Source organism: Jeotgalicoccus coquinae (genome assembly GCF_014207425.1).
GTDB lineage: Bacteria > Bacillota > Bacilli > Staphylococcales > Salinicoccaceae > Jeotgalicoccus > Jeotgalicoccus coquinae.
On sequence record NZ_JACHFF010000002.1, the window covers coordinates 307,624 to 333,001 of the forward strand.

Here is a 25,378-nt window from a genome sequence, read left to right on the forward strand (position 1 = left end):
CTATTTCCTCCTCAATTCCATAATCAGTCGAATTCTAAAGATCATTTCGAACAGTCCGATAAGCACTGTGATGGGTCTGAACAAAGCAAGCGGTATTAAAATGATGACTGCCAGCACTTTGTTCAGCTTTTTCGTCAGCAGGAAGTAGTAAGCGAACGCAAGTCCGTGAACGAACAGCGCCCATTCCAGCACGAGCGAAATATTACTGAACAGTGACAGCGTACTGTCTTCCCAGTTTCCGCTGAACAGCATCACTATAAATATAATTAAGTATAAATATAACAGCATTCTCGGCATAATCCACTTATCGAAACTGCGGTAATGCCACATTTTTATACCATCGTGCGGCAGAATACGGACCATCAGAATGATGTACAGCGCCAGGAAAAAACTGCCGATAATTAAAAATGCCGGCAGATTCCGGAAATATAAATCCAGTGACTGGAGAATCATGTCGGTATCCATCACGTCAGGTGTCAGTCCGCTGACTGTCTCAAGCTGTTCTTTGTACCAGCTTCTGAATGTCGAATATAGATCCGATAAAGGTCTTAAAAATCCAAGCATCTGCATCACTACAACTGTCGCCATCGTACTGATGCCGATTGCGAATGTTGAGTAGAACAGCGTAATTTCCTGAGACATTTTCTTATCGAGTGCAGTCCCGAGAATGCTTGTTACGATGTATAAAATTATAAAACTGCCCGTAGCGAGCGGTGATAAAAACAGCATAGCCGGGATAAGAAAACTAAAGAATAAAACCCGGTAGTTTGTCTTCGACTGCTGTCTGATTTTTAATAATAAATATACTGCAAAAGGCATCACGACAGGACCAAAAATCAAAGTGATCTCCGTGAGCATAATATAAGCTACAACAGCGAGCAGTGTAAGGGTCAGCGTACCCGTTGGTATTTTGTTATTCAATGTTACACTCCTCATTTAATACTTTTAAAAATGAATGCCCCTATTGATATTGAATAGGAGCATCCGGTAATTATATTATAACCTTTCGAGCTTAGTCTGACCACCCATATATGGCTGAAGGACTTCAGGTACAGTCACTGTGCCGTCTTCGTTCTGGTAGTTTTCCAGGAGGGCCGCCATCGTTCTGCCGACAGCAAGCCCGCTGCCGTTTAACGTGTGAAGCAATTCAGGTTTTGCATCTTTATCGCGCTTAAATTTAATGTTGCCGCGGCGCGCCTGGAAATCTGTCATATTTGATACTGAGCTGATTTCTTTATAATCATTGTAACTTGGCAGCCACACTTCAACATCGTAAGTTTTTGATGAACCGAAACCGATATCACCTGTGCAGAGAAGCACTGTGCGGTGGGGTATATCAAGTAAGTTTAAAATATTTTCAGCGTGCTCTGTCATTTCTTCAAGCGCTTCCCATGAATCTTCCGGACGCTCGAGGCGGACCATTTCAACTTTGTTGAACTGGTGCAGACGAATTAAGCCGCGAGTATCTCTGCCGGCAGAACCTGCCTCACTTCTGAAACATGCTGTCTGTGCCGTGAATTTCACCGGCACCTGATCTGCTGCCAGCGTTTCGTCTTTGTGGAAGTTCGTCAAAGTGACTTCTGATGTCGGAATTGTATACATTTCCTCGTCTTCAATTTTGAACAGGTCTTCGCCGAATTTCGGCAGCTGTCCTGTTGCGTACATTGCTTCAGCACGGACAATCTGCGGCGTCATCATTTCACGGTAGCCGTTTTTATTGTGCACATCAAGCATGAAGTTCATCAGTGCGCGCTCGAGGCGGGCACCGTCTCCTGTATGGTACACAAAGCGCGCACCCGATACTTTGGCGGCACGATCGAAGTCTGCAAGCTCAAGGTCTTCTAAAATGTCCCAGTGTGCTTTCGGCTCATAATCAAATGATCGGGGTTCTCCTGTGCGGCGGATTTCCACGTTTTCAGAGTCGTCTTTACCTTCCGGCACATCGTCGTGGATCAGGTTTGGAATGCGGCTCATTTTATCGTGATAGTCATTTTGAATCGTATTAAGTCTTTCATCGATTTCTTTAATGCGTTCGCCGACATCGCGCATTTCTTTGATTACGTCTTCAGCATCTTCTTTGTTTTTCTTCTTCACAGCGATTTCCTGTGATACTTTGTTGCGGCGGCTCTTAAGCTCTTCAGTTTCAACGATAAGTGCACGTCTCTCTTTATCGAGTTCTAAAATATCATCGATTAACACAGGTTCCAGTCCGCGTTTTGATACTTTCTCTTTAACTGTTTCAGTGTCGTTGCGCAGTACTTTAATGTCTAACATGTGCATACCTCCACAAATTTTATATTTTAATGCTTAAATCAGGGGAAAATAAAAACCACGTCCCCCTTAAAGGGACGTGGTCTACGCGTTGCCACCCTAATTAGCATCATTTACTGATACTATCTCTAACATTTTAACGGTTTTCACCGGCTACTTTATTTAGCGAAAGACAGAAATTCACCTATCCCGTGATCATTTTCACCAGCCATGACCTCTCTAACAGCGAAGATACGCTACTGCTTCTTTCAAAGTAGTAAATATTAACTTGGTGCTATTTTATAACGCTGTTCTTAAAAACGCAAGTTTATAAATTTAATCCCGGACGTTCGAAAATCAGTCTGCCGTCGGCAATGACTTTGTATGCATGATTTACACCGTAGTGGTATGGAATGTACTCGTGGTTCGGTGCATCCCAGACAACGATGTTCGCTCTGTCTCCTGCATCTAGCGTACCGCGGTCGGCGTCAATTGCATGTGCTGCGTTGACCGTGACTGCGTTCCAGATTTCATTCGGTGTCATTTTAAGTTTTAATGCTGCGATAGCCATAATCATCTGCAGGTTGTCAGTTACACAGCTGCCCGGATTGTAGTCCGTTGCAAGTGAAACTGCACCGCCCTGGTCAATCATGCCGCGTGCATCCGCGTATTCATTCTTGCCAAGATAGAATGTTGTCCCCGGAAGAAGTACAGCGACTGTATTTGAATCTGCAAGCTGGGTTTTACCTTCTTCGCTTGCTGCAACTAAGTGGTCTGCGCTGATTGCATCCTGTTCAATCGCAAGCTCAAGTCCGCCAAGCGGGTCGATTTCATCTGCATGAATTTTAACTCTGAAGCCTTTTTCACGTGCCGCTTCCATATACTTTCTTGACTGGTCGACAGAGAATACACCTGTTTCCGTAAAGATATCCGCGAAATCCGCGTATTCTTTAACTTCGTCCAGCATATCCGTCATTTCCTGAAGAAACTCTTCCGCTTCTCTGCCTTTTGGAATCGCGTGCGGTCCTAAGAACGTGTGGCGCATCAGCACAGGGAATTTTTCTTCAAGTGCTTTTGATACTTTAAGCTGCTTTAATTCATTTTCACGGTCGAGACCGTAGCCGCTTTTGCTTTCAACAGTTAACACGCCGTGCTGAATCATGCGCGTCATGTTAACTGATGCTTTATTTAACAATTCATCGAATGATGCCTTACGAGTCTGTTCAACCGTATTTAGAATACCGCCGCCCTGTTCAAGTATTGTTAAGTAGTCTACGCCCTGGCGTTTCAGTGACATTTCATGTTCGCGTGATCCACCGTGCACGATATGCGTATGGGGTTCAACGAGAGCAGGGGAAACGATTTTGCCTCCAGCATCGATCGTCTCTTTTGCTTCATACTCGTCAGTTTTCGCTCCGGCGTAAACGACTTTTCCGTCTTTAATAACGACAATCGCATCATCGACGATGTTCAGCTCGTCCATTTCCTTGCCTTTTAACGGTCCCTCAGATTTTTTCGGTAAAATTAATGACTTTATATTTGTGATCATTACATCATTCATTATTTATTCTCCTTTAACATTGGTATATTGACACCGCGTTCTTTCGCAGTGTTAATTGCGATATCGTATCCTGCGTCTGCGTGTCTGGCTACTCCCATACCCGGATCTGAAGTTAGTACACGTTCAAGTCTCTTCGCAGCCCGGTCAGTACCGTCCGCAACGACTACCATACCGGCGTGGAGCGAGTAACCCATACCGACACCGCCGCCGTGGTGTACGCTGATCCATGAGCCGCCTGCAGCTGTGTTCACGAGAGCATTCAGAATCGCCCAGTCGCCGACTGCATCACTGCCGTCCTTCATACTTTCTGTTTCACGGTTCGGACTTGCTACAGAACCGGAATCCAGGTGGTCGCGTCCGATAACAATTGGAGCAGAGATTTCTCCTGATTTAACAAGTTCGTTCAGTGCAAGACCCATCTTCGCACGTTCTCCGTATCCGAGCCATGCAATACGTGCCGGCAGACCCTGAAATGCAATTTTCTCTTCCGCCATATCAAGCCAGCGCATAAGTTTCTCGTTCTCAGGGAACAGCTCGCGCATTTTCTTATCTGCTACTGCGATATCGTTCGGATCTCCGCTTAATGCTACAAAACGGAATGGTCCTTTACCTTCACAGAATAACGGTCTGATATATGCAGGTACAAAACCAGGGAAATCGAATGCATTTTCAACACCTGTATCAAATGCAACCTGGCGGATGTTGTTACCATAGTCGAATACAACTGCACCGTTCTTCTGGAACTTGAGCATTGCTTCAACATGTTTCGCCATCGAAGCACTCGACAGTTTCACGTATTCTTCCGGGTCCGCTTCACGAAGTTTCTTCGCATCTTCAAGAGAGTATCCTTCAGGTACATAACCATTTAACGGGTCATGTGCAGAAGTCTGGTCAGTCACGACATCGATTTCAAAGCCGCGGTTTAAAATTTCATGATGTACTTCAGCAGCGTTGCCGATTAGACCGATTGATAACGGTTTGCCCGCATCGCGAGCTTCCTCTGCCATTTTCAATGCTTCATCAAGTGAATCTGTTTTAACATCCAGGTAACGTGTTTCGATACGTTTGTCGATTCTTGTTTCATCGACGTCAACGCATAGTGCAACCCCGTCGTTCATCGTTACTGATAACGGCTGAGCGCCGCCCATGCCGCCGAGCCCGGCAGTCAGTGTAATCGTTCCGCGCAATGTTCCGTCGTAGTTCTGGTTCGCAAGTTCTGCGAATGTTTCATACGTCCCCTGGACAATTCCCTGCGAGCCGATGTAAATCCACGAACCGGCAGTCATCTGTCCGTACATCATAAGACCTTTTTTATCGAGTTCATTGAAGTGCTCCCAGTTTGCCCACTTAGGTACAAGTACTGAGTTCGACATTAATACTCTCGGTGCATCTTCGTGCGTTTTGAACACTGCAACAGGTTTCCCTGACTGAATCAGCATCGTCTCATCCGCTTCAAGATTTCTTAATGTATTTTCAATCGCTTCAAACGACTCCCAGTTACGTGCGGCTTTACCGATACCCCCGTATACAACTAAATCTTCCGGACGTTCTGCAACTTCAGGATCCAGGTTGTTATATAACATGCGGAGCGCCGCTTCCTGTTCCCATCCTTTACACTCTAATTCCAAACCGGTTTTTGCAGTAATTTTTCTAGACATATTGTCATCCCCTTTAAAATATTAGTAATGCGATTGGTATTACGATTAACAGCGTCAGTACTGTGCGGATAAACCACACGGCAATCAGCTTCCATACTTGCAAATTTAAACTCGTGCTCAGTACCGCGGGAATTAACCCGGATAAAAAGACGATGGCCGATATTGAGCTCACTCCGACGATAAACCGTGTCACGATATCCGCTTCCGCAACGAGCAGGGAAGGCAGGAACATTTCGACAATCGATATCGTCACCGCTTCAGCTATCAGCGGTACGTTTTCCAGCGGGAACAAATAGAGCAGCGGGTAGTAAACATAGGATACCCACGTAATTACATCGGTGTACTCCGCGACGATTAAGCCGATCAGGCCAATCGACAGAACAGAGGGTACAACTGAAGCGGTCATCTTCAGCGCTTCGGTGAAGTTCGTCCATATGTCCTGCGGAAGCGGCCGCGAACTGTGCGACTGCTGCTTTGCTTTGTACCATGCATACTCCAGTATGTTTCCTTCGTAATCTTCTTCGGTGATGCTGTTTTTATCGTTGAAGTAAATCTCTTTTTCGTGGCGGATCGGCGGCAGGTAAGTAGTAACCGCCGTCACCAGAAACGTTACAAGCATTACGACGATAAAGAACAGCACCCAGTAGTCCATCAAATCAAGTGTACGTGCCACAACGACCATAATTGTCACTGACACGGTGGAAAATCCGGTCGCTATAATCAAACCTTCTTTTTTGTTATATAAACCTTCTTTATACGTCCTGTTTGTGATCAGCAGGCCGACCGAGTAACTTCCGACGAGAGAGGCCATCGCATCCATCGCTGAGCGGCCGGGTGTCTTAAACAGCTTTCTCATGACCGGTTCCAGCAGCACCCCGATAAATACAAGGAAGCCGTAGCCGAGAATAAGACCGAGCGCTGCACCCCCAAGCGGAATTAACAAGCTCAGATTAATAGCAAGCGAATAGTATAAAAACGGCCCCATATTTTCATCGAGTACAAATGCCGGTCCAATATTAAAAACGACCATAATACCGATAAACAGGCCGAGCACCTTAAAGCCGGTGAACAGAATGTTAAATGCACTTTTTTTCCACGTCCTGTTCAAAAATGGAATCAGCGCGCCGGCAAGTACCACCGCCAATGTATAGTACTGAATATTTTCTCCAAAAATCTTATGAATCACAGTGACGATATGATCGAGCATAATCGATGTCGTGCCGGACATGGTGACCGGGACGAAAAAGAGAAACAGCCCGATTGCACTGAATACAAAGAAACGCCAGATCTTAAAGCCTTTTTCACGACGCATCTCATTCCGCGAGACCATAACATGACCCCTTTACTGAATTCCTCTTAAAACAGCAGCAGCGCAAAACTTCGAAACTTCTGTTTTATAAGCAATTTTCATGATATATGATTCAAGCTTATATAAATTCTGAATTTTTAACAAATTCTTAGCCGGAAGTTAAAGATTATTTTAATTAACTTCAGTTAATGCACTCGCAAGCTCGTTAATTTCAATGCTGAAATTACGGTCGTGGTCGATAAAGTCTGCAATCAGGCGGAATTCATCGAACTTTTTGCGTGTTGCAGGAGAAAGTTTATCTTTACCTTTAATTTCTGCTGCCGTCATCGCGATAAACAGCTCTGTTGCCACAACGTAGCGTGCGTTATTAATAATGTCTCTCGCATGACGTGCGCCGATTGTGCCCATCGATACGTGGTCTTCCTGATTCGCAGAAGAGGGGATTGAGTCGACACTTGCCGGATGTGCGAGTGTTTTATTTTCGGATACGAGACTTGCTGCCGCGTACTGTAAAATCATTGCACCCGACTGCAGTCCTTCTTCTGGGCTTAAGAACGCCGGAAGATCGCCGTTTAGTGCCGGATTCACAAGACGTTCGATACGGCGTTCGGTAATATTGGCAATTTCAGCCACACCGATTTTTAACAGGTCCATTGCAATCGCAATCGGCTGTCCGTGGAAGTTACCGCCTGAATATACTTCTTCTTCGCTGAAGATCAGCGGGTTGTCATTTGCTGCATTCATTTCAATTTCCAGTTTCTCTTTGACGTATTTCAGCGTCTGCAGTGAAGCGCCGTGCACCTGCGGAATACATCTGATAGAGTAGCCGTCCTGGACGCGCAGTTCGCCCTGGCGTGTTGTAAGCTCCGAGCCTTCTAAATGCTCAAGCATTTTTTCTGCCACGTAGATCTGTTCCGGATAACCGCGTGACTCGTGAATCTGATGGTTGTACGCGTCTGTAATACCGTTCAGCGCCTGATGTGTCAGCGATGCAATCCATAAGCTGTCTTCCATCATTTTATCCGCTTCAATATAATTAATAACACCTTGAGCTGTCATCGGCTGCGTACCGTTAATCAGTGCAAGACCTTCTTTTGCCTGCAGTGTAATCGATTCAATGCCAAGTGACTCCAGCACGTCGCTTGTATTTCTTCTCTCATCCATAAAGAATACTTCACCTTCACCAATCAGTGTCAGCGCCATATGAGACAGCGGTGCAAGGTCTCCCGAAGCACCGAGTGAACCCTGTTCCGGAACAACCGGGATAATGCGTTTGTTAATATACAGTTTCAGCTGCTCAACTAAATCTCTCGTTACGCCCGAATGACCTTTCAGCATCGTGTTTAAACGGAAGACCATCATTAACAGTGCAACCGGCTGTTCAAATGCCTTACCGACACCGCATGCGTGCGAACGGATAAGGTTCGTCTGCAAATCTTCAACTTTCTCTTTTGAAATCAGTACATCACAAAACAGACCGAACCCTGTCGTAATACCGTAAATCGTTCTGCCATCATTGATGATGTTTTCCACAATTCTACGTGAAGCATCGACACGTTTATAAGCGTCCTCTGTAATCTCCACTGTACTTTCTGAATTTCCCAGGAAATTTTTGACCTGTTCAATCGTTAAATTTTTACCGTCCAATTGTAATACTGACATGGTATCCCTCCTAAATTTGCGTACAAAAAAAAGACACAAAAATCCCTTAGATTTTTATGTCCCTATCAGCTAATGTCTATGACAATATTTATTAAGTTTTAAATATGATTAATACCGAGTCCCAAAGCTTCGTGCTCTTTGCCTCTGATTGGCGCACCGATTGTTCCGTAGAAACAAACAGCCAGCCATTCGCCTTCATCATCGCTGTCGTATGGATTCCCTCTGACAATCGAGAATCTTAATCCGACGGTACGCATAATTTCCCCGACGCTTAAATCACCGCGGGTCACACCCTGGAGTGCTTCCAATATTGCGTGGTATAAAGAATGAGTTTCACGATAAATATTTCCATCGATGAGTCCGCCGCGCTTCGCAGCAGTTTCAACCGAAGAGATGACTTTGCTCAGATCCATTGACCCGACTTTTCCTGTCATCACTTTAAAAGAATTAAAGTGCGGGAGTATGCCGAGTGCTGTTTCTTCATCAGTCAGTGCAACGAGTGTAGCGAATTTACCAAATTCACGATGTGTACTTTGAGTCATAATATACCTGCCTAATCACTAATAACTGATTTCATTATAGCGCTTTCATATTGTAAACACAAGCACCCGTTAATCTCAATTACGAGATTAACGGGTGCTTTTTAATAATAAACTATTCCTGTTCCGGATCGAGGTCTTCTTCGACTTCATCGGTTTCAACTGTAAGGTTGTCTTCCGCTTCCAGTGTTTCTTCTGCCTGTTCCGAACCATCTTCTTCCAGTTCTTCATCGGCAATTTCATTTTTCACAACTGCAACAGTCGCAACGTCCTGTTCTTCATCCAGTCGGATGAGTCTGACACCCTGCGTGTTACGGCTCGTAATAGAAATCGTATCGATTGTCAGACGGATAATAACACCTTTGTCCGTCACAATCATCATGTCTTCATCACGGTCCACCGAAGCGATAAACACCAGCTTACCGTTCTTATCTGTCAGGTTCGCTGTCTTCACTCCGAAGCCGCCGCGTTTAATTGAGCGGTATTCTTCTTCGCGTGTCAGCTTGCCGTATCCTTTGTCTGTAACGACAAGAACGTGCTGTCCAGGGTCAAGTACGTCAACGCCGACCACTTCGTCGTCACCGCGGAGGTTAATCCCTTTAACACCAGCTGCTGTACGTCCCATACTTCTCACCTGGTCTTCTTCAAAGCGCACAAGTGAACCTTCGCGTGTTCCGAGAATGACTTCTTTCGAGCCGTCGGTCAAGCGCACGCCGAGGAGCTCGTCTTCGCCTCTGAAGCTGATGGCAATTTTACCGTTTTTATTAATCTGCTTAAAATCGTCGAGCGGTGTGCGTTTCGCAAGACCGTTCTTCGTCGCAAATAATAACTGGTAACCTTCGGTTTCGTCTTTGTCTTTCACGCTGATCATCGTACTGATTTTCTCATCTTTTTCGATTTCAATCAGGTTAACAATCGGCAGTCCTTTCGACTGGCGTGACAGTTCAGGTATTTCATACCCTTTCAGACGGTAAACACGGCCGGTGTTCGTGAAGAACAGAATATAATCGTGTGTACTCATCGTCACAATCTGGCTGACGAAGTCTTCATCGATTGTATTCATACCCTGAATTCCGCGTCCGCCGCGGTGCTGTGCACGGTAAGTCGATGCCGGCAGACGTTTGATGTAGCTGTTGTGGCTCAGTGTCACAACAATCTGTTCTCTCGGAATTAAATCCTCATCCTCAATATCATGAATGCTGCCGAGTGTAATTTCCGTGCGGCGCTCATCTCCATAACGTTCACGGATGTCGATTAACTCTTCCCTGATAACCTGGAGAAGTTTCTCGTCATCGTTAAGAATGCTCTTCAGATAGGTGATGTTTTTAAGAATTTCATCGTATTCTGACTGAATCTTGCCGCGTTCCAGACCAGTTAAACGACGTAATCTCATATCGAGAATTGCCTGGGACTGGCGTTCCGACAAGCTGAATTCGCTCATCAGACGATTTTTCGCTTCTTCATCCGTATCGGATGCACGGATTGTTTTAATGATTTCATCGATATGATCGAGTGCAATCAGCAATCCTTCAAGAATGTGTGCACGGTCTTCAGCACGTTTTAATTCGTACTTTGTACGGCGTGTAACTACGACTTTCTGGTGCTCTAAATAATGATAAAGTACTTCTTTTAAGCCGAGGACTTTCGGTTCGCCGTTAACAAGCGCCAGCATATTGACACCAAATGATGTCTGCAGTGGCGTTTGTTTGTATAAGTTATTTAAAATGACGTTGGCATTTTTATCTTTACGGATTTCGATAATGATGCGAACACCTTCTTTAAGCGATGTTTCATCACGAAGATCCGTAATACCTTCGATTTTTTTGTCGCGTACAAGTTCTGCGATTTTCTCAACAAGACGCGCTTTATTTACCTGATACGGTATTTCAGAAACAATGATGCGTTCTTTACCGTTCTTCATCATTTCCACTTCACAGCGTGCACGCATAATTACAGAACCGTGTCCTGTTTCATATGCGCGTTTAATGCCGCTCTTACCGATAATTAAACCTGCAGTCGGGAAATCCGGTCCGGTAACATGTTCCATCAGGTCCATCGTCGTAACGTTCGGATTGTCCGCAAGTTCAAGTACTGCGTTGATAACTTCCGTCAGGTTATGCGGCGGAATATTCGTCGCCATACCTACTGCGATTCCGCTCGTACCGTTGACCAGAAGGTTAGGGAAGCGTGCCGGCAAAACAACCGGTTCGCGTTCGTTTTCATCGTAGTTCGGCTGGAAATCAACTGTATCTTTATTAATATCACGCATTAATTCCATCGAAATTTTACTCATTTTCGCTTCAGTGTAACGCATCGCTGCCGCACCGTCGCCGTCCATGGAACCGAAGTTCCCCTGGCCGTGTACAAGCGGGTAGCGGTAACTGAAGTCCTGAGCCATACGTACCATTGCATCGTAAATCGAGGAGTCACCGTGCGGGTGATATTTACCCATAACGTCTCCGACGATACGTGCTGATTTTTTAAACGGCTTGTCAGACGTCATACCGTTATCGTGCATACCGTATAAAATTCTGCGGTGCACCGGTTTCATGCCGTCTCTGACATCAGGCAGTGCACGAGATACGATAACACTCATGGCATAGCTTAAAAACGAGCTGCGCATCGTTTTCGTAATATTTATTTGCTGAAACTGTTCATCATGGTCCGCCATAAATTAAATCTCCTTTATTAGACGTCGAGATTCTCAACGTATCTCGCATTTTCTTCGATAAAGTTACGTCTGTGTTCAACAACGTCACCCATCAGCATTTCAAATACCTGATCCGCTTCAATCGCGTCATCAAGCTGAACCTGCAGCAGGTTTCTCTGTTCAGGATCCATCGTCGTTTCCCACAGCTGATCGGCGTTCATCTCGCCGAGACCTTTATATCTCGACATGGAAATCTTAGGTGTTTCCGGTAATGTGCTGCGCAGAACATCAAGCGCCTCATCATCATAGACATAATGCTTTTTCTTGCCCTGTTCCAGTTTGTAAAGAGGCGGCTGTGCAATATATACGTAGCCGTGCTCGATTAACGGTCTCATGAAACGGTAGAAGAATGTCAACAGGAGCGTTCTGATATGTGCACCGTCGACATCCGCATCGGTCATAATAACAATTTTGTGGTAGCGTGCTTTCGCAATATCGAACTCTTCGCCGATACCGCTTCCGAGTGCTGTTACCATTGAACGGATTTCATTGTTTCCTAAAATTCTGTCCAGACGTGCTTTTTCAACGTTTAGAATTTTACCTCTAAGCGGTAAAATCGCCTGGATTTTAGAGTTGCGCCCTGATTTTGCCGAACCGCCGGCAGAGTCACCCTCTACGATAAAGAGTTCACTTTTCGCAGGGTCTTTGCTTGAACAGTCTGCAAGTTTACCCGGTAAGCTTGATACTTCAAGCGCCGACTTGCGTCGTGTCATTTCACGCGCTTTTTTTGCTGCAACACGTGCATGCTGTGCAGTAATCCCCTTATCCACAATTACTTGTGCAGTCTGAGGATTTTCCATCAGGAATCTTTCGAATCCGGCAGAAAACAGCTGGTCTGTAATCGTGCGGGCTTCGGAGTTTCCAAGTTTGGTCTTCGTCTGACCTTCGAACTGCGGATCTGTATGTTTAATGGACACTATCGCTGTTAAACCTTCTCTGACATCTTCACCGGATAAACGTTCTTCCGTCGATTTAATCAGATTCTGTTTCGTTGCATAGCTGTTAATCACTCTTGTCAGTGCACGCTTAAAGCCGTCTTCATGTGTTCCGCCTTCATGCGTGTAAATATTGTTCGCATAAGTTAAAAGGGTAGATGTATAACCGAGGTTGTACTGCATTGCAATTTCAACTTCGATTTCATCTTTTGAATCATCCATATAGATGATTTCTTCATGAAGGCCTTCTTTCGTCTTGTTTAATTCCTCGATGTAAGATTTAATACCGCCTTCATAGTGGTATTTAAATTCAACAGTTTCTTCCTCACGCTCGTCAATCAGGTTAATCTCGAGACCTTTGTTCAGGAAAGCAAGCTCTTTAATACGCTTCTGCAGAATCTCGACTTCATAAACTGTCGTTTCTGTAAAGATTTCTTCATCTGCTTTAAAACGGATTACCGTACCTGTTTTATCAGTTGTATCAATTACTTTTAAGTCAGCATCCGGCACACCGCGCGTATAGCTCTGGTAGTGAACCTCGCCGTTTTTATGAACATAAACCTCAAGTGTTGAACTCAGTGCGTTTACTACCGATGAACCTACACCGTGAAGTCCGCCTGAAACTTTATAGCTGCCGCCGTCAAACTTACCGCCGGCGTGCAGTACCGTTAAAATAACTTCAACTGCCGGACGTCCCATTTTCTCCTGAATATCTACAGGAATACCACGGCCGTTATCCGTTACTTTAATCCAGTTATCTTCTTCGATAGTGACATTAATTTCAGAAGCATATCCTGCCAGGGCTTCATCGATACTGTTATCGATAATTTCCCATACGAGGTGGTGCAATCCGCGTGATGATGTTGATCCAATGTACATACCCGGTCGTTTTCTTACCGCTTCAAGACCTTCCAGTACCTGTATCTGACTTGCACCGTATTGATCTATATTTTGTTCCGCCATGTTTTCACCTTCCGTTATTCATCTATTCATCGATTTTGATTTTGCCGTTTTCTATTTCAAAGAGCTGCATATCGTCCATAATCTGATGGTTGATATCGCTGATTGAAGTCGTCGTAACGAACGTCTGCACACGGTTTCTGATTGAAGTCAGCAAATGCGCCTGCCGTACTTCATCGAGTTCGCTGAGCACGTCGTCGAGGAGCAGTACGGGGTATTCTCCGACTTCCTCTTTTATTAATTCAAGCTCCGCAAGTTTCACAGACAGCGCAGTAGAGCGCTGCTGCCCCTGGGAGCCGTATGTCTGAACGTCAAAATCATTAATCGTAAAACCGATATCGTCCCGATGCGGACCGATGAGTGAAGTCCCGCGCTCGATTTCTTTATTTAAATTCTCAGCTAAAAGAGCAGATATTTCCGTTTTTAAATCTTCCGGATTATCGCTCTCATATTTAATATTCGGGTTATAGACTACGTTTAAATTTTCTTTGCCATTTGAAATATCTGCATGAATTCTCGATGCGTGGCGTTCAATCGTACTGATAAACTGCTCACGCTTTAAAATAATCAGACTTCCATGGTGTGCAAGCTGATCATTCAGCACTTCGATCATAATCTGGTCGACGTTCCGCGATTTCAAATACTGATTTTTCTGGGCAAGAACTTTGTTATAGTCGGATAAATGGTTCAAATATACTTTCGATATCTGACCGCATTCCATATTTATAAATTTTCTTCTGACCTGCGGCGATCCCTTCACTATGTTGAGATCTTCCGGAGCGAAGAGCACCGTATTCAAGTGACCGATGTATTGCGACAGTTTCGCGACTTCAAGATGATTCACCTTGGCCCGCTTGCCGCCTTTTGCAATACCGATTGACAGCGGCAATGTGCTGCGCAGAGTCGTAATGGTCCCGTTAATATATGCGTCTTCAGCGCCGAACCGGATCAGTTCCCTGTCTTTTGATGTTCTGTGGCTTTTAGCCAGCGACAGAAAATAAATTGCCTCAAGCAGGTTTGTTTTCCCCTGGGCATTATGGCCGATAAAAATATTCAGCTTAGGATGAAATGCCAGGGACAGGGAATCATAATTCCTGAAATCTGTGAGTTTTATTTCGTTTAGTATCATTGCACCGGATACTTAAATTTATATTCGCCGACACCTGTAATGACTAATTCGTCACCATCGTGCAGTTTTTTGCCGCGTCGGTTTTCGGGTTCTCCATTTAAAAACACTTCGTTTTCACTCAGGAACCATTTAGCTTCTCCGCCAGTGCCGATAATATTTTTATATTTTAAAAATTTACCGAGTGTTATCATGCCATCCAAATGAATCGTTTCCATAGACACAACCTCCTATAACATACTCATTTATTATACTACATTTTTCATATAATTTCATTATTTAAGCCCAAATAAAGCGTTTGAAGGCTTTCAGGCTCAAAAAGGCTTTTACCTACCGGTAAATAAAAAAAGAGACCAGAGGCCTGTTTTTTTATCAAAAAAGGCATAGTCCCGAAATATTGAGTTCATAATTAATAAGTTCTGATTGGTAAAATTAACTGTACAACTTCAGATGATTCGCTCGGTGTAATAGTGAACGGTCTCATCGTACCGAAGAATTCGATTGTTACTTCTTCGTCCTGGATTGCACGGAGTGCTTCCATCATGTATTTAGAGTTGAACGAAATCTTAATTCCTTCGCCTTCGACAGCAGAAGCATTGATATCTTCATTTACCGTACCGACTTCAGGAGAGTTCGATGTTAATTCCACGTTGTTATTTTCCACAGTCATGCGGATAACGTTATTGCCGCCTTCACGTGCCAGCAGTGATACACGGTCGATTGCGTGGTAGAACTCCGAATTGTTTACGCTGACTTTAGTCTCGTAGTTTTCAGGGAACAGACGTGATGTATCCGGATAGTTTCCTTCAAGTAAACGGGAGATAAAGCGCATGTTGCCGTATGTGAAGAGCACCTGGTTTTGTGACAGGTTAATTTCCACATCTTCTTCAGAGTCTGTAAGAATCTTGCTCAGCTCGGATAATGATTTACCCGGAATAATCGCGTTTGAGATTTCTGTATTGAATGTTTTATCCAGCAGTCTTCTTAATGCAAGACGGTGAGAGTCTGTTGCAGTAAATGAAATATTATCTTCGTTAAAATTCCAGTTAACACCAGTTAACACAGGTCGTGTTTCAGATAATGAAACTGCGAAGTTAGTCTGGTTAATAATTGTTTTTAATACTGCAGAAGAAAGTACAAGACTGTCTGCATCGCTCACTTCAGGCAATAAAGGATACTGGTTTGAATCATTACCGCTTAAGTTGAACTCTGATTTTCCTGCGGTAATTTTAGTCTGGAAGTTTTCTGTTGTTTCCAGATCTACAAAATCACCGGAAAGTTTTTTAATGATGTCTACAAAGAAACGTCCTGTTAATACAACTGAACCTGGTTCTTCAATTTCAAGAATTTCTTCGTTATCAATTTCTGTGGGTATTGTAATTTCAATAGATATTTCCGAATCACTGCCGGTAAGTGTCATTTGGTCATCAGAGACATCTATTTTTATCCCGTTTAAAATAGGCAGTGTTGTTCTTGGTGAAATAGCTTTTAAACAATGATTTAATTGTTCGATAAAGTATTGTCTTTTAATACTGATTTTCATAAGCAAAGTACTCCTTATTTATTAGATATATAGTATATAAAATAATAGTAATAATAGTAGGCCCTGTGGATATGTGGAAAACTGTACTGAAGCTATACGCACGAAGTTATCCACATGTGTACAAAGTGTTGACTACAGTGTAACATTTATCCACACTATTCACATTAACTTTTAACTGAGCTTATTCTCGATTTCCTTCAGTTCATCTCTGAACAGCTCATCTTCTGAAACAAGCCTCGAAATTTTCTCATGTGCGTGTATTACTGTCGTATGATCACGGCCTCCGAAAACTTCACCGATTTTAGGCAGCGAGTTATCTGTCAGTTCACGTGATAAATACATTGCAACGTGTCTCGGGAAGGCGATGGACTTCGTTCGCTTCTTCGATCCGAGTTCATCGATATGAATACCGTAATATTCGCTGACTGCGACCTGGATATCGTGGATTGTCATGCGTTTTGACTTCGTCGTTACGACTAAATCCTTCAATGCTTCAGAAACCACTTCGGGTGTCATCGGCTGATTCGAAATTTTTGAATATGCTGCAACGCGCGTCAGTGCGCCTTCCAGTTCACGGATGTTCGTGTGAATATGGTTTGCAATGTAAATCATCGCTTCGTTCGGAATCTCTACATTCTCTTCTTCACATTTTTTACGCAGAATCGCAATTCTCGTTTCCAGGTCAGGCGGCGTCACATCTGTCATCAGGCCCCATTCAAAACGGGAGCGGAGACGGTCTTCAAGCGTCGGTATTTCCTTCGGAGTACGGTCACTTGAGATAACGATCTGCTTATCATTTTCATGCAGCGAGTTAAACGTGTGGAAAAACTCTTCCTGCGTTGATTCCTTACCTGCTAAAAACTGTATGTCATCTATTAAGAGCACATCGACATTGCGGTACTTGTTGCGGAATTCTTCTGTTTTGTTATCGCGGATCGAGTTGATGAATTCATTTGTAAATTTTTCACTCGATAAATAAACAACCTTCGCATTTGGACGGTGTTCCAGCACGTAGTTGCCGATTGCGTGCATTAAATGCGTCTTGCCGAGACCAACGCCGCCGTATATAAACAGCGGATTGTAAGCTTTGGCAGGTGCTTCGGCGACTGCGAGAGAAGCAGCATGCGAGAAGCGGTTGCCGTTCCCGATTACGAACGTATCGAACGTATGCTGTGCATTTAATGCATGTTTAACAGGCACATCTACAGATGTGCTGCGTTTCTCAGATGAATTTTTTTTCTGTGCGGATGATGCGTCGCTCAGTTTTTCGTCCTGAAAGACGATTTTGACAGAAACTTTTTCACCGATTGCTTTATAGATGCTCTCTTCAATTAGTGTTAAATATTTTTCTGACAGCCAGCCCTGCTGAAATTCATTGTCTGCTTTAACAATTGCATTGGAACTGTTTAAATCGATCAGTTTTGTATCTTTGAACCATGTTTGAAAACTGACGGTGGGAATGTTGTCACTGATATTATCGAGGACATTATCCCAAATACTGTTCAAGCTGCTCATAAAATTTTCCTTTCTTATTCACAAATAACAGGCTGTGGATAACCGATATACACAGGTGTAGAAAAGTTATGCACAACTTATGCACATTCTGTGGATAACTATAGTGAGGATGTAACTTATCCACAACGATATGGGTAGAATTATAACTAACTTCGCTATATATATCAATACCTTTACGAGTTATGCACAGAATTAACACTTTTCCACAAAATATTACGGACAGGCTGTGGATTTGTGGGGAATGACATTTCAAAGCTGTTGATAACTTTATCTTGCAAATAAGTTATCCACAATTTATTATTGAATGACAGATATCTCATAGAAGGAAAATCAAATAAAAAGTTGAAAAGAGAGCCTATTTTTGGTATTCTTTAATAGTTGCAATTCTAAGAGAAGATAAAAACAGAGATATATATTTAAACGGAGGTGTCATTAATGGTAAAACGTACCTATCAACCGAATAAACGTAAACGTGCAAAAGTACACGGTTTCCGTGAGAGAATGAGTACTAAAAACGGACGCAAAGTTCTTGCACGCCGTAGAAGAAAAGGAAGAAAAGTTCTTTCTGCATAACCATTAGATCATCTGACGAGGATGATCTTTTTTTTTGCCCAATACCGGATGTTTTATAAAACAGGTGCTTTTTAGTATAATAATTAATCATAGATATGAAAGAGCGTAATAATGATGAAAAAGCGATATAGAATTAAAAAAGAAAAAGATTTTAAACTTATGTTTAAGCGCGGAAAATCGTATGCCAACAGGCAGTTTGTCGTTTATTTAAGACAGAACGATGAAATTCCGCATCTGAGACTGGGCATCAGTGTGTCCAAACGTCTCGGCAACGCGGTGAAGAGAAATCAGATCAAAAGACGTATCCGCGCATTTTACCAGATCCATAAAACAGAACTGAAGCCGCGTGAATATGTAGTTATCGCACGAAATCCTGTCAAAGATATGGACTATCATGAGATGGAAAAATCATTATTGCATGTCTTAAAAATCGCGAAATGTATTAAATAATACGGGGGTAGTATTATGTACAGAATTTATACTGAAAAGACAGTAGATGATGCAGTTGCAAAAGGGTTAAACGAGCTTGGCGTAACTGAAGACGATATTAAGATTGAAGTAATCGACGGCGGGAGCGGCGGATTTTTAGGATTCGGCAAACGCGATGCAGAAGTGCAGCTGACAGTAATCAACCCTGAACTGAAAACATACGGTTCTATTGAAGAGATGATTGAACAGCACAGTGCTGAAGTTCAAGAGGAACCTGAAGCTGCTGTCGAAATACCTGAGCCCGAACCGGTTAAAGTACAGCCGGAACCGGAAATCACTGAAGAAGCGGATCAGCCTGAAATTCCTGAAGCGGAACATCAGACAGCAGTCGAACATGAAGTGACGGCCGATGCCGAAGATGAGCATACGGTTTATGAATCACCGATTAACAATGCAGCAGATGACACAGCGGATTATATTTCCCGTGTTGTGCATGAAATGAACATTCCAAATGAAACTGAAGTGAGTATTAAAGATACGACGGTGACGATTGAATTTCATGCAGAACTCGCAGCTAAAATTATCGGCAAGCGCGGCCAGACTTTAAATGCGCTGCAGGAACTCGCACAAAATTACTTTAACACTATATATAAGAGCTACGGCACAGTATTTCTCGATGTCGAGAATTACCGTGAAAAACGCCGTGAGACACTGGAGAGCCTCGCAATCAACATGTCGAAAAAAGCGATGCGTACGAACGAGCCGGTTAAGATGGAGCCGATGCCTTCATTTGAACGTAAAACAATGCACCATGTTTTGAGCAGAATTAAAAATGTAGAAACGTACTCAGAAGGACGGGAACCTAACCGCTATCTCGTTATTATTAAGAAATAAAAGGAGTTTTGAAAATGCAATTTGAAACGATCTCAAGCATCTCCACACCGGTTGGTGAAGGGGCGATTGCTATCGTTCGTTTATCAGGTGAAGATGCGATTGAAATTGCAGACCGTCTGTATAAAGGTGCGAAAAAATTAACTGACACAAAATCACATACGATTAACTACGGGCACATTGTCGATCCGAAGACCGGCGAAACGGTTGAGGAAGTTATGGTGGCATTAATGCGTGCACCGAAGACATACACGAGAGAAGACATTGTGGAAATTAACTGCCATGGCGGTATTCATACAGTAAACCGCGTACTGCAGCTGACTTTAAACCACGGTGCCAGAATGGCGGAACCGGGCGAGTTTACGAAACGTGCATTCCTAAACGGACGCGTGGACTTATCACAGGCTGAAGCGGTAATGGACTTTATCCGTGCGAAGACGAATGAAGCATCGAAAGTTGCGAACCAGCAAGTGCAGGGACGCTTAAAAACTTATATCGAAGAACTTCGCCAGAGCATTTTAAACATTCTTGCACAGGTTGAAGTGAACATCGACTATCCGGAATACGATGATGTTGAGGAAGCGACGACATCATTCCTCCTGGAAGAAGCAGAGAAAGTCAGCGTCAATATTGATAAGCTTCTGAAATCGAGCTCTGAAGGCCGGATTTTACGCGAAGGTTTAAGTACGGTTATCGTCGGCAAGCCGAATGTTGGTAAAAGTTCGCTTTTAAACTATTTAATTCAGGACAATAAAGCGATTGTAACGGACGTTGCCGGCACGACGCGCGATATTCTGGAAGAGTACGTTAACGTCAACGGTATTCCGCTGAAACTTGTCGATACGGCAGGTATTCGCGAAACGGATGATATTGTTGAGAAAATCGGTGTGGAACGTTCACGCGAAGCACTGAAAGGTGCCGAATTGATTTTATACGTCATGAACAACAACGATGAGCTGACTCCGGAAGATCTTGAACTGCTGAAATCGGTAGATGATAAAAAAGTGATCGGTATCGTGAATAAACTCGACCTTGAAAACAATCTGGACCTTAATTATCTGGAAGAACATTTTAAAATACCGTTAATTAAAACGTCCATTATAAAAGGTGAAGGTGTCGATGATCTGGAAAATGAAATCCAGAAGATGTTCTTCGACGGCAGCCTGTCATCGACGGACTCGACATATGTATCGAACAACCGTCATATCAATCTTCTCGAGCAGGCGAAAGTATCGATTGAAGACGCAATAGCTTCGGCGGAAATAGATGTGCCTGTGGATATTATTCAAATCGACCTCATTAAAACGTGGGAACTGCTCGGTGAAGTGATCGGAGAAGACGTATCGGAACAATTAATAGATAAACTCTTTAGTCAATTCTGTCTAGGGAAGTAAATACAGGAGGTTAAATAATGACCGGCAATATTAAATATGATGTGATAGTTATCGGAGCAGGTCACGCAGGTGTTGAAGCGGGGCTTGCTGCAAGCCGCAAAGGATTAAAAACACTGATGCTGACAATCAATCTGGATAACATCGCATTTATGCCATGTAACCCTTCTGTCGGCGGACCGGCAAAAGGAATCGTTGTGCGCGAAGTAGATGCGCTCGGCGGTCAGATGGCAAAAGTTATAGACAAAACTCACATTCAGATGCGGATGCTTAATACAGGTAAAGGACCTGCAGTGCGTGCACTTCGTGCGCAGGCAGATAAAGTTCTTTATCAGCAGGAAATGAAATCGCTGCTTGAACAGGAACCGAACCTCGACATATTACAGGGCCTCGTTGATGAACTCATTATAGAAGATGATGTTGTGCGCGGTGTCAGAACGAATGTCGGCACAGTATACGATGCCGATGCAGTAATTATTACAACAGGTACATTCCTGCGCGGTGAAATTATTTTAGGCGACTTAAAATATTCAAGCGGACCGAATCACCAGATTCCGTCACTTGCTCTTGCAGATCAGCTGAAAGAGCTCGGCTTTGAAATTATCCGTTTTAAAACGGGAACACCGCCGCGTGTTAACGCAGATTCAATTGATTACAGCAAAACTGAAATTCAGCCCGGTGACGATGTACCGCGCGCATTCAGTTTTGATACGACAGAATTCATTATGGACCAGCTGCCATGCTGGTTAACATACACATCAACAGAAACACATGAAATTATTACAGCGAACCTGCACTTGTCAGCAATGTACTCAGGCGTTGTTCAGGGAACAGGCCCGAGATACTGTCCTTCAATCGAAGACAAAATCGTCCGTTTCAACGATAAACCACGCCACCAGATTTTCCTTGAGCCGGAAGGCCGCAATACTAAGGAAGTCTACGTACAGGGCTTATCAACGAGCATGCCGGAAAGCGTTCAACGAGAAATGGTGACGAGCATACCGGGACTTGAAAATGCACGCATGATGCGTGCAGGCTATGCAATTGAGTACGATGCATTAGTACCGACCCAGCTGTGGCCGACACTTGAAACGAAGAAAATCAAAAATCTTTATACTGCCGGCCAGATTAACGGGACGAGCGGCTATGAAGAAGCGGCCGGACAGGGCTTAATCGCAGGTATTAATGCTGCAAATAACCTGTTGGGCAAAGAAGAATTAATTTTAAGCCGTACAGATGCATATATCGGCGTACTGATCGATGACCTGGTAACGAAAGGTACAAATGAACCTTATCGCCTGTTAACGTCACGTGCCGAGCACAGACTGCTGCTCCGTCACGATAATGCGGATATCCGTCTGACTGAAATCGGCCATGAACACGGGCTGATCAGCGACGAGCGTCTGGCACGTTACCATAAGAAAAAAGAAAACATCGATGCTGAACTTGAGCGTCTGCAGAAAGTGCGCATTAAACCGAATGAGCACACGCAGAACATCGTCGCTGAACGCGGCGGTACAGCTCTGAAAGATGGTATTCTTGCAGCGGACTTATTACGCCGTCCGGAAATGGACTATCCGTCAATTATGGAAATCCTGAACGAAGAAATCACACTGCACCAGGAAGAATACGAGCAGGTTGAAGTACAGATTAAATACGATGGTTATATTAAAAAATCATTACAGCAGGTCGACAAGATGAAGCGTATGGAAGATAAAAAAATTCCTGAAAACATCGATTACGATGCGATACACTCGCTGGCGACAGAAGCGCGCATGAAACTTAAAGAAGTTAAGCCGCTGAACATCGCACAGGCATCACGTATCTCAGGGGTAAATCCTGCAGACACTTCCATTCTGCTTGTCTATATCGAACAGGGTAATGTGAAAAGGGTAGAATCATGAACGAACAGGAATTCATAAATGCTTTAAAAGAACAGGGAATTGAACTGACTGACACACAGCTCGGCCAGTTCAAGACCTACTACGAGATGCTTGTTGAGTGGAACGCAAAAATTAACTTAACTGCTGTAACTGAAATCGAAGAGGTGTATTTAAAACATTTCTACGACTCAATTACACCGTTATTCTATGCGGATATTGACGAAGGTGCGAGTCTTTGCGACGTCGGTGCAGGTGCCGGATTCCCGAGCATCCCGATGAAGATCATCCGTCCGGACTTAAAAATTACAATCGTTGATTCTTTAAACAAACGCATCAACTTCTTAAACGAACTCACTGCTGAGCTCAAACTCGATAAAATGCACCTGGTGCATGACAGAGCGGAAACATTCGGCAACCATAAAGCGGATGCGAGACATATGTTTGATGTGGTAACAGCACGTGCTGTTGCACAGCTGAACGTCTTATCCGAACTGTGCCTGCCGCTCGTACGCACCGGCGGACAGTTTATCGTCATGAAAGGCAAGAAAGCGCCGGAAGAACTTGAAGAGAGTAAATTCGCGCTGGACGTGCTTGGCGGAGAACTGAAAGAAGTTCACCAGCTGTCACTGCCGCAGGAAGAAAGCGACCGTTACATTATGATTATCGACAAAAAAAGTAAAACACCTAAGAAGTATCCGCGCAAACCGGGTACACCTAATAAATCCCCATTAAAATAAAAGGGTGGTGGAATGTGTGAAAAAACCATTTTCAAAATTATTTAATCTCATAGATAAAAGCGAAACGCGTTCTGATGATGATTCTCTCGTTACTGTGCAGATAGAGCGCATCGTACCGAACCAGTACCAGCCGCGTACTGTATTCAATCATCAGCGCATTGAGGAGCTCGCACATTCCATCAAAGCGCACGGGTTGCTGCAGCCGATTACACTGCGTCCGATTGAAGAGGACATGTATGAAATTATTGCAGGCGAGCGCAGATTCAGAGCACTTAAACATCTCGGTTACGACGACACTCAGGCCATCGTTAAATATTTAACAGATCAGGAATCGGCAGCAATCGCACTGATTGAAAATATTCAGCGTGAGAACTTATCGAGTATCGAAGAAGCACGGGCATACAAACAGCTCCTTGCGATGGATGATATTACACAGAAAGATCTGGCTGAAAGTATTGGTAAAAGCCAGTCGTTTATTGCCAATAAATTACGCCTGTTAAAGCTGTCTAACGACGTTATAACGGCGCTCGAAAAAGATGACATAACAGAAAGACACGCACGGGCACTGCTTATTCTGGATAACGATACCCAGTGCGACGTACTTAAAAATATCGTTAAGGATAACCTGACGGTTAAGGAAACAGAACTTGCTGTGAAGAACCGTCAGAAGGTCCGCATCGAGCAGATTAATTTTAATGACGATGTAGCGTTCATGCTGAATGACTTTGAACGAGATATTAAGAAGCTGCAGGACAAAGGTATCGATGTGAACATTGAAACATCAGAAACCGATGAGCTGCACGAAGTCACGATACGTATATACAAATAGTGCTCACACTTCACAGTGTGAGTTCTTTTTTGACTTACAAACAGTAACGATACTGTTATAATTGAACTGTATTTTAACTATGCAAAGTCGGTGAGATGACGGTGGAAATTATAGAACTGCCTATTAAGGAAATCCGCAAAAATCCATACCAGCCGAGACAGACTTTTGATGAGGAAAAACTGGAAGATTTAAAGAACAGTATTTTGATTCACGGTGTTATGCAGCCGGTCACTGTCAGAAAATCAGTGAAAGGCTATACGCTGGTTGCCGGGGAGCGGCGGCTCAGAGCAAGCCGGAGAGCAGGACTTGAAAAGATTCCTGCAATAATTACCGGTATGTCCGATAAGGAAATGATGGAACTTGCAATCATAGAAAACCTGCAGCGCGAAGATTTAAGCGCACTGGAAGAAGCGGAGAGCTACAGAGAGCTTATGACAAAGGCGGACCTGACGCAGGACGAACTGTCACAGCGGCTGGGTAAGTCAAGGTCGTACATCGCAAATATGCTGAGGCTGTTAAATTTACCGGCAGCAGTAAAACGGGCAATGAACGAACAGAAGCTGAGCAGTGCCCACGGCAGGACACTGCTGTCTTTGAAAGACCCGCTCTTAATGGAACAGGTCGCCAAAGAAGCAATTGATCAGAACATGAGTGTACGTTCGCTTGAAACCTATGTGAAAACATTCGATAAAAAGAAAAAGATTAAGAAAACAGCGAAGAAGCTGAAGTTTTTGCAAGGATATGAAAATCAGCTTAAAGAGCATTACGGTACGAATGTTGAAATAAAAAAAGTGAAAAATAAAGGAATGATACAGCTGGAGTTTACATCGGAGGAAGAGTTTAAGAGAATCCTTGCGATGCTTCAGAAAAAATAAAG

Annotated in this window: 21 protein-coding genes; 8 read left to right on the forward strand and 13 right to left on the reverse strand. The window is 43.7% G+C overall.

Translation table 11 applies throughout. The features are described from left to right. The 13 genes from HNR41_RS08090 to dnaA all read right to left on the reverse strand — a co-directional run bounded on the left by HNR41_RS08090 (nucleotide 1) and on the right by dnaA (nucleotide 17,768). Nucleotides 1-921 (reverse strand): DUF2232 domain-containing protein, encoded by a 921-nt coding sequence (locus tag HNR41_RS08090; RefSeq protein WP_184283504.1) that lies wholly within the window; start codon nucleotides 919-921, stop codon nucleotides 1-3. A 75-nt stretch (nucleotides 922-996) separates the two neighbouring features. After that, nucleotides 997-2,274, reverse strand: coding sequence for a serine--tRNA ligase (gene serS / locus HNR41_RS08095; protein ID WP_184283506.1), 1,278 nt, complete (start codon nucleotides 2,272-2,274; stop codon nucleotides 997-999). A gap of 304 nt (nucleotides 2,275-2,578) precedes the next feature. Next, nucleotides 2,579-3,811: an imidazolonepropionase gene (gene hutI / locus HNR41_RS08100; protein ID WP_184283509.1), complete on the reverse strand. Its 1,233-nt coding sequence runs from the start codon at nucleotides 3,809-3,811 to the stop codon at nucleotides 2,579-2,581. Further along, the gene (hutU, locus tag HNR41_RS08105) at nucleotides 3,811-5,469 is read right to left on the reverse strand and encodes a urocanate hydratase (RefSeq protein ID WP_184283510.1); all 1,659 of its coding nucleotides are present in this window, start codon (nucleotides 5,467-5,469) and stop codon (nucleotides 3,811-3,813) included. The genes hutI and hutU overlap by 1 nt, the downstream gene beginning before the upstream one ends. 13 nt (nucleotides 5,470-5,482) lie before the next feature. Next, nucleotides 5,483-6,799 (reverse strand): YjiH family protein, encoded by a 1,317-nt coding sequence (locus tag HNR41_RS08110; RefSeq protein ID WP_184283512.1) that lies wholly within the window; start codon nucleotides 6,797-6,799, stop codon nucleotides 5,483-5,485. Between the two features lie 150 nt (nucleotides 6,800-6,949). Next, entirely contained in the window at nucleotides 6,950-8,440 is a 1,491-nt protein-coding gene (gene hutH / locus HNR41_RS08115; protein ID WP_184283514.1) for a histidine ammonia-lyase, read from the reverse strand. A gap of 98 nt (nucleotides 8,441-8,538) precedes the next feature. Further along, nucleotides 8,539-8,982, reverse strand: a complete 444-nt coding sequence (gene hutP / locus HNR41_RS08120; RefSeq protein ID WP_221432899.1) for a histidine utilization transcription antiterminator HutP — start codon at nucleotides 8,980-8,982, stop codon at nucleotides 8,539-8,541. Nucleotides 8,983-9,094: 112 nt separating this feature from the next. Continuing rightward, complete coding sequence (gene gyrA / locus HNR41_RS08125) at nucleotides 9,095-11,650, reverse strand: DNA gyrase subunit A (RefSeq protein WP_184283516.1); 2,556 nt, start codon at nucleotides 11,648-11,650, stop codon at nucleotides 9,095-9,097. A 17-nt stretch (nucleotides 11,651-11,667) separates the two neighbouring features. Continuing rightward, the gene (gene gyrB, locus HNR41_RS08130; protein WP_184283518.1) at nucleotides 11,668-13,587 is read right to left on the reverse strand and encodes a DNA topoisomerase (ATP-hydrolyzing) subunit B; all 1,920 of its coding nucleotides are present in this window, start codon (nucleotides 13,585-13,587) and stop codon (nucleotides 11,668-11,670) included. 22 nt (nucleotides 13,588-13,609) lie between these two features. Further along, nucleotides 13,610-14,713: a DNA replication/repair protein RecF gene (recF, locus tag HNR41_RS08135; RefSeq protein ID WP_184283520.1), complete on the reverse strand. Its 1,104-nt coding sequence runs from the start codon at nucleotides 14,711-14,713 to the stop codon at nucleotides 13,610-13,612. Beyond that, nucleotides 14,710-14,928: an RNA-binding S4 domain-containing protein gene (locus HNR41_RS08140; RefSeq protein WP_184283522.1), complete on the reverse strand. Its 219-nt coding sequence runs from the start codon at nucleotides 14,926-14,928 to the stop codon at nucleotides 14,710-14,712. The genes recF and HNR41_RS08140 overlap by 4 nt, the downstream gene beginning before the upstream one ends. Nucleotides 14,929-15,119: 191 nt before the next feature. After that, on the reverse strand, nucleotides 15,120-16,253 hold the full coding sequence (dnaN, locus tag HNR41_RS08145; protein ID WP_184283524.1) for a DNA polymerase III subunit beta: 1,134 nt from the start codon (nucleotides 16,251-16,253) through the stop codon (nucleotides 15,120-15,122). Between the two features lie 171 nt (nucleotides 16,254-16,424). Further along, nucleotides 16,425-17,768: a chromosomal replication initiator protein DnaA gene (gene dnaA, locus HNR41_RS08150; protein ID WP_184283526.1), complete on the reverse strand. Its 1,344-nt coding sequence runs from the start codon at nucleotides 17,766-17,768 to the stop codon at nucleotides 16,425-16,427. A 435-nt stretch (nucleotides 17,769-18,203) separates the two neighbouring features. Between dnaA and rpmH the strand changes: the two genes are divergently transcribed. The 8 genes from rpmH to HNR41_RS08190 all read left to right on the forward strand — a co-directional run bounded on the left by rpmH (nucleotide 18,204) and on the right by HNR41_RS08190 (nucleotide 25,376). Next, on the forward strand, nucleotides 18,204-18,341 hold the full coding sequence (rpmH, locus tag HNR41_RS08155; protein ID WP_026859410.1) for a 50S ribosomal protein L34: 138 nt from the start codon (nucleotides 18,204-18,206) through the stop codon (nucleotides 18,339-18,341). A 114-nt stretch (nucleotides 18,342-18,455) separates the two neighbouring features. Then, nucleotides 18,456-18,791, forward strand: a complete 336-nt coding sequence (gene rnpA / locus HNR41_RS08160) for a ribonuclease P protein component (protein WP_184283764.1) — start codon at nucleotides 18,456-18,458, stop codon at nucleotides 18,789-18,791. Nucleotides 18,792-18,806: 15 nt separating this feature from the next. Then, nucleotides 18,807-19,664, forward strand: a complete 858-nt coding sequence (jag, locus tag HNR41_RS08165; RefSeq protein WP_184283528.1) for an RNA-binding cell elongation regulator Jag/EloR — start codon at nucleotides 18,807-18,809, stop codon at nucleotides 19,662-19,664. A 14-nt stretch (nucleotides 19,665-19,678) separates the two neighbouring features. Beyond that, nucleotides 19,679-21,055 (forward strand): tRNA uridine-5-carboxymethylaminomethyl(34) synthesis GTPase MnmE, encoded by a 1,377-nt coding sequence (mnmE, locus tag HNR41_RS08170; RefSeq protein WP_184283530.1) that lies wholly within the window; start codon nucleotides 19,679-19,681, stop codon nucleotides 21,053-21,055. A 17-nt stretch (nucleotides 21,056-21,072) separates the two neighbouring features. Beyond that, nucleotides 21,073-22,956 carry a tRNA uridine-5-carboxymethylaminomethyl(34) synthesis enzyme MnmG gene (mnmG, locus tag HNR41_RS08175; RefSeq protein WP_184283532.1) on the forward strand — a complete coding sequence of 628 codons (1,884 nt, stop codon included), beginning with the start codon at nucleotides 21,073-21,075 and terminating at the stop codon, nucleotides 22,954-22,956. Then, on the forward strand, nucleotides 22,953-23,672 hold the full coding sequence (gene rsmG, locus HNR41_RS08180) for a 16S rRNA (guanine(527)-N(7))-methyltransferase RsmG (protein ID WP_184283534.1): 720 nt from the start codon (nucleotides 22,953-22,955) through the stop codon (nucleotides 23,670-23,672). Before mnmG ends, rsmG begins: the two co-directional genes overlap by 4 nt. Before the next feature lie 16 nt (nucleotides 23,673-23,688). After that, entirely contained in the window at nucleotides 23,689-24,501 is an 813-nt protein-coding gene (locus HNR41_RS08185; RefSeq protein WP_184283536.1) for a ParB/RepB/Spo0J family partition protein, read from the forward strand. A 95-nt stretch (nucleotides 24,502-24,596) separates the two neighbouring features. Beyond that, the gene (locus tag HNR41_RS08190; protein WP_184283538.1) at nucleotides 24,597-25,376 is read left to right on the forward strand and encodes a ParB/RepB/Spo0J family partition protein; all 780 of its coding nucleotides are present in this window, start codon (nucleotides 24,597-24,599) and stop codon (nucleotides 25,374-25,376) included. Nucleotides 25,377-25,378 lie beyond the last annotated feature (2 nt).

Bases quoted from the DNA above. Each gene is read 5' to 3' on its own strand.
- serS (WP_184283506.1), bottom strand. From the start codon at position 2,274: ATGTTAGACATTAAAGTACTGCGCAACGACACTGAAACAGTTAAAGAG.
- hutI (WP_184283509.1), bottom strand. From the start codon at position 3,811: ATGAATGATGTAATGATCACAAATATAAAGTCATTAATTTTACCGAAA.
- hutU (WP_184283510.1), bottom strand. From the start codon at position 5,469: ATGTCTAGAAAAATTACTGCAAAAACCGGTTTGGAATTAGAGTGTAAA.
- HNR41_RS08110 (WP_184283512.1), bottom strand. From the start codon at position 6,799: ATGGTCTCGCGGAATGAGATGCGTCGTGAAAAAGGCTTTAAGATCTGG.
- hutH (WP_184283514.1), bottom strand. From the start codon at position 8,440: ATGTCAGTATTACAATTGGACGGTAAAAATTTAACGATTGAACAGGTC.
- hutP (WP_221432899.1), bottom strand. From the start codon at position 8,982: ATGACTCAAAGTACACATCGTGAATTTGGTAAATTCGCTACACTCGTT.
- gyrA (WP_184283516.1), bottom strand. From the start codon at position 11,650: ATGGCGGACCATGATGAACAGTTTCAGCAAATAAATATTACGAAAACG.
- gyrB (WP_184283518.1), bottom strand. From the start codon at position 13,587: ATGGCGGAACAAAATATAGATCAATACGGTGCAAGTCAGATACAGGTA.
- recF (WP_184283520.1), bottom strand. From the start codon at position 14,713: ATGATACTAAACGAAATAAAACTCACAGATTTCAGGAATTATGATTCC.
- HNR41_RS08140 (WP_184283522.1), bottom strand. From the start codon at position 14,928: ATGGAAACGATTCATTTGGATGGCATGATAACACTCGGTAAATTTTTA.
- dnaN (WP_184283524.1), bottom strand. From the start codon at position 16,253: ATGAAAATCAGTATTAAAAGACAATACTTTATCGAACAATTAAATCAT.
- dnaA (WP_184283526.1), bottom strand. From the start codon at position 17,768: ATGAGCAGCTTGAACAGTATTTGGGATAATGTCCTCGATAATATCAGT.
- rpmH (WP_026859410.1), top strand. From the start codon at position 18,204: ATGGTAAAACGTACCTATCAACCGAATAAACGTAAACGTGCAAAAGTA.
- rnpA (WP_184283764.1), top strand. From the start codon at position 18,456: ATGAAAAAGCGATATAGAATTAAAAAAGAAAAAGATTTTAAACTTATG.
- jag (WP_184283528.1), top strand. From the start codon at position 18,807: ATGTACAGAATTTATACTGAAAAGACAGTAGATGATGCAGTTGCAAAA.
- mnmE (WP_184283530.1), top strand. From the start codon at position 19,679: ATGCAATTTGAAACGATCTCAAGCATCTCCACACCGGTTGGTGAAGGG.
- mnmG (WP_184283532.1), top strand. From the start codon at position 21,073: ATGACCGGCAATATTAAATATGATGTGATAGTTATCGGAGCAGGTCAC.
- rsmG (WP_184283534.1), top strand. From the start codon at position 22,953: ATGAACGAACAGGAATTCATAAATGCTTTAAAAGAACAGGGAATTGAA.
- HNR41_RS08190 (WP_184283538.1), top strand. From the start codon at position 24,597: ATGACGGTGGAAATTATAGAACTGCCTATTAAGGAAATCCGCAAAAAT.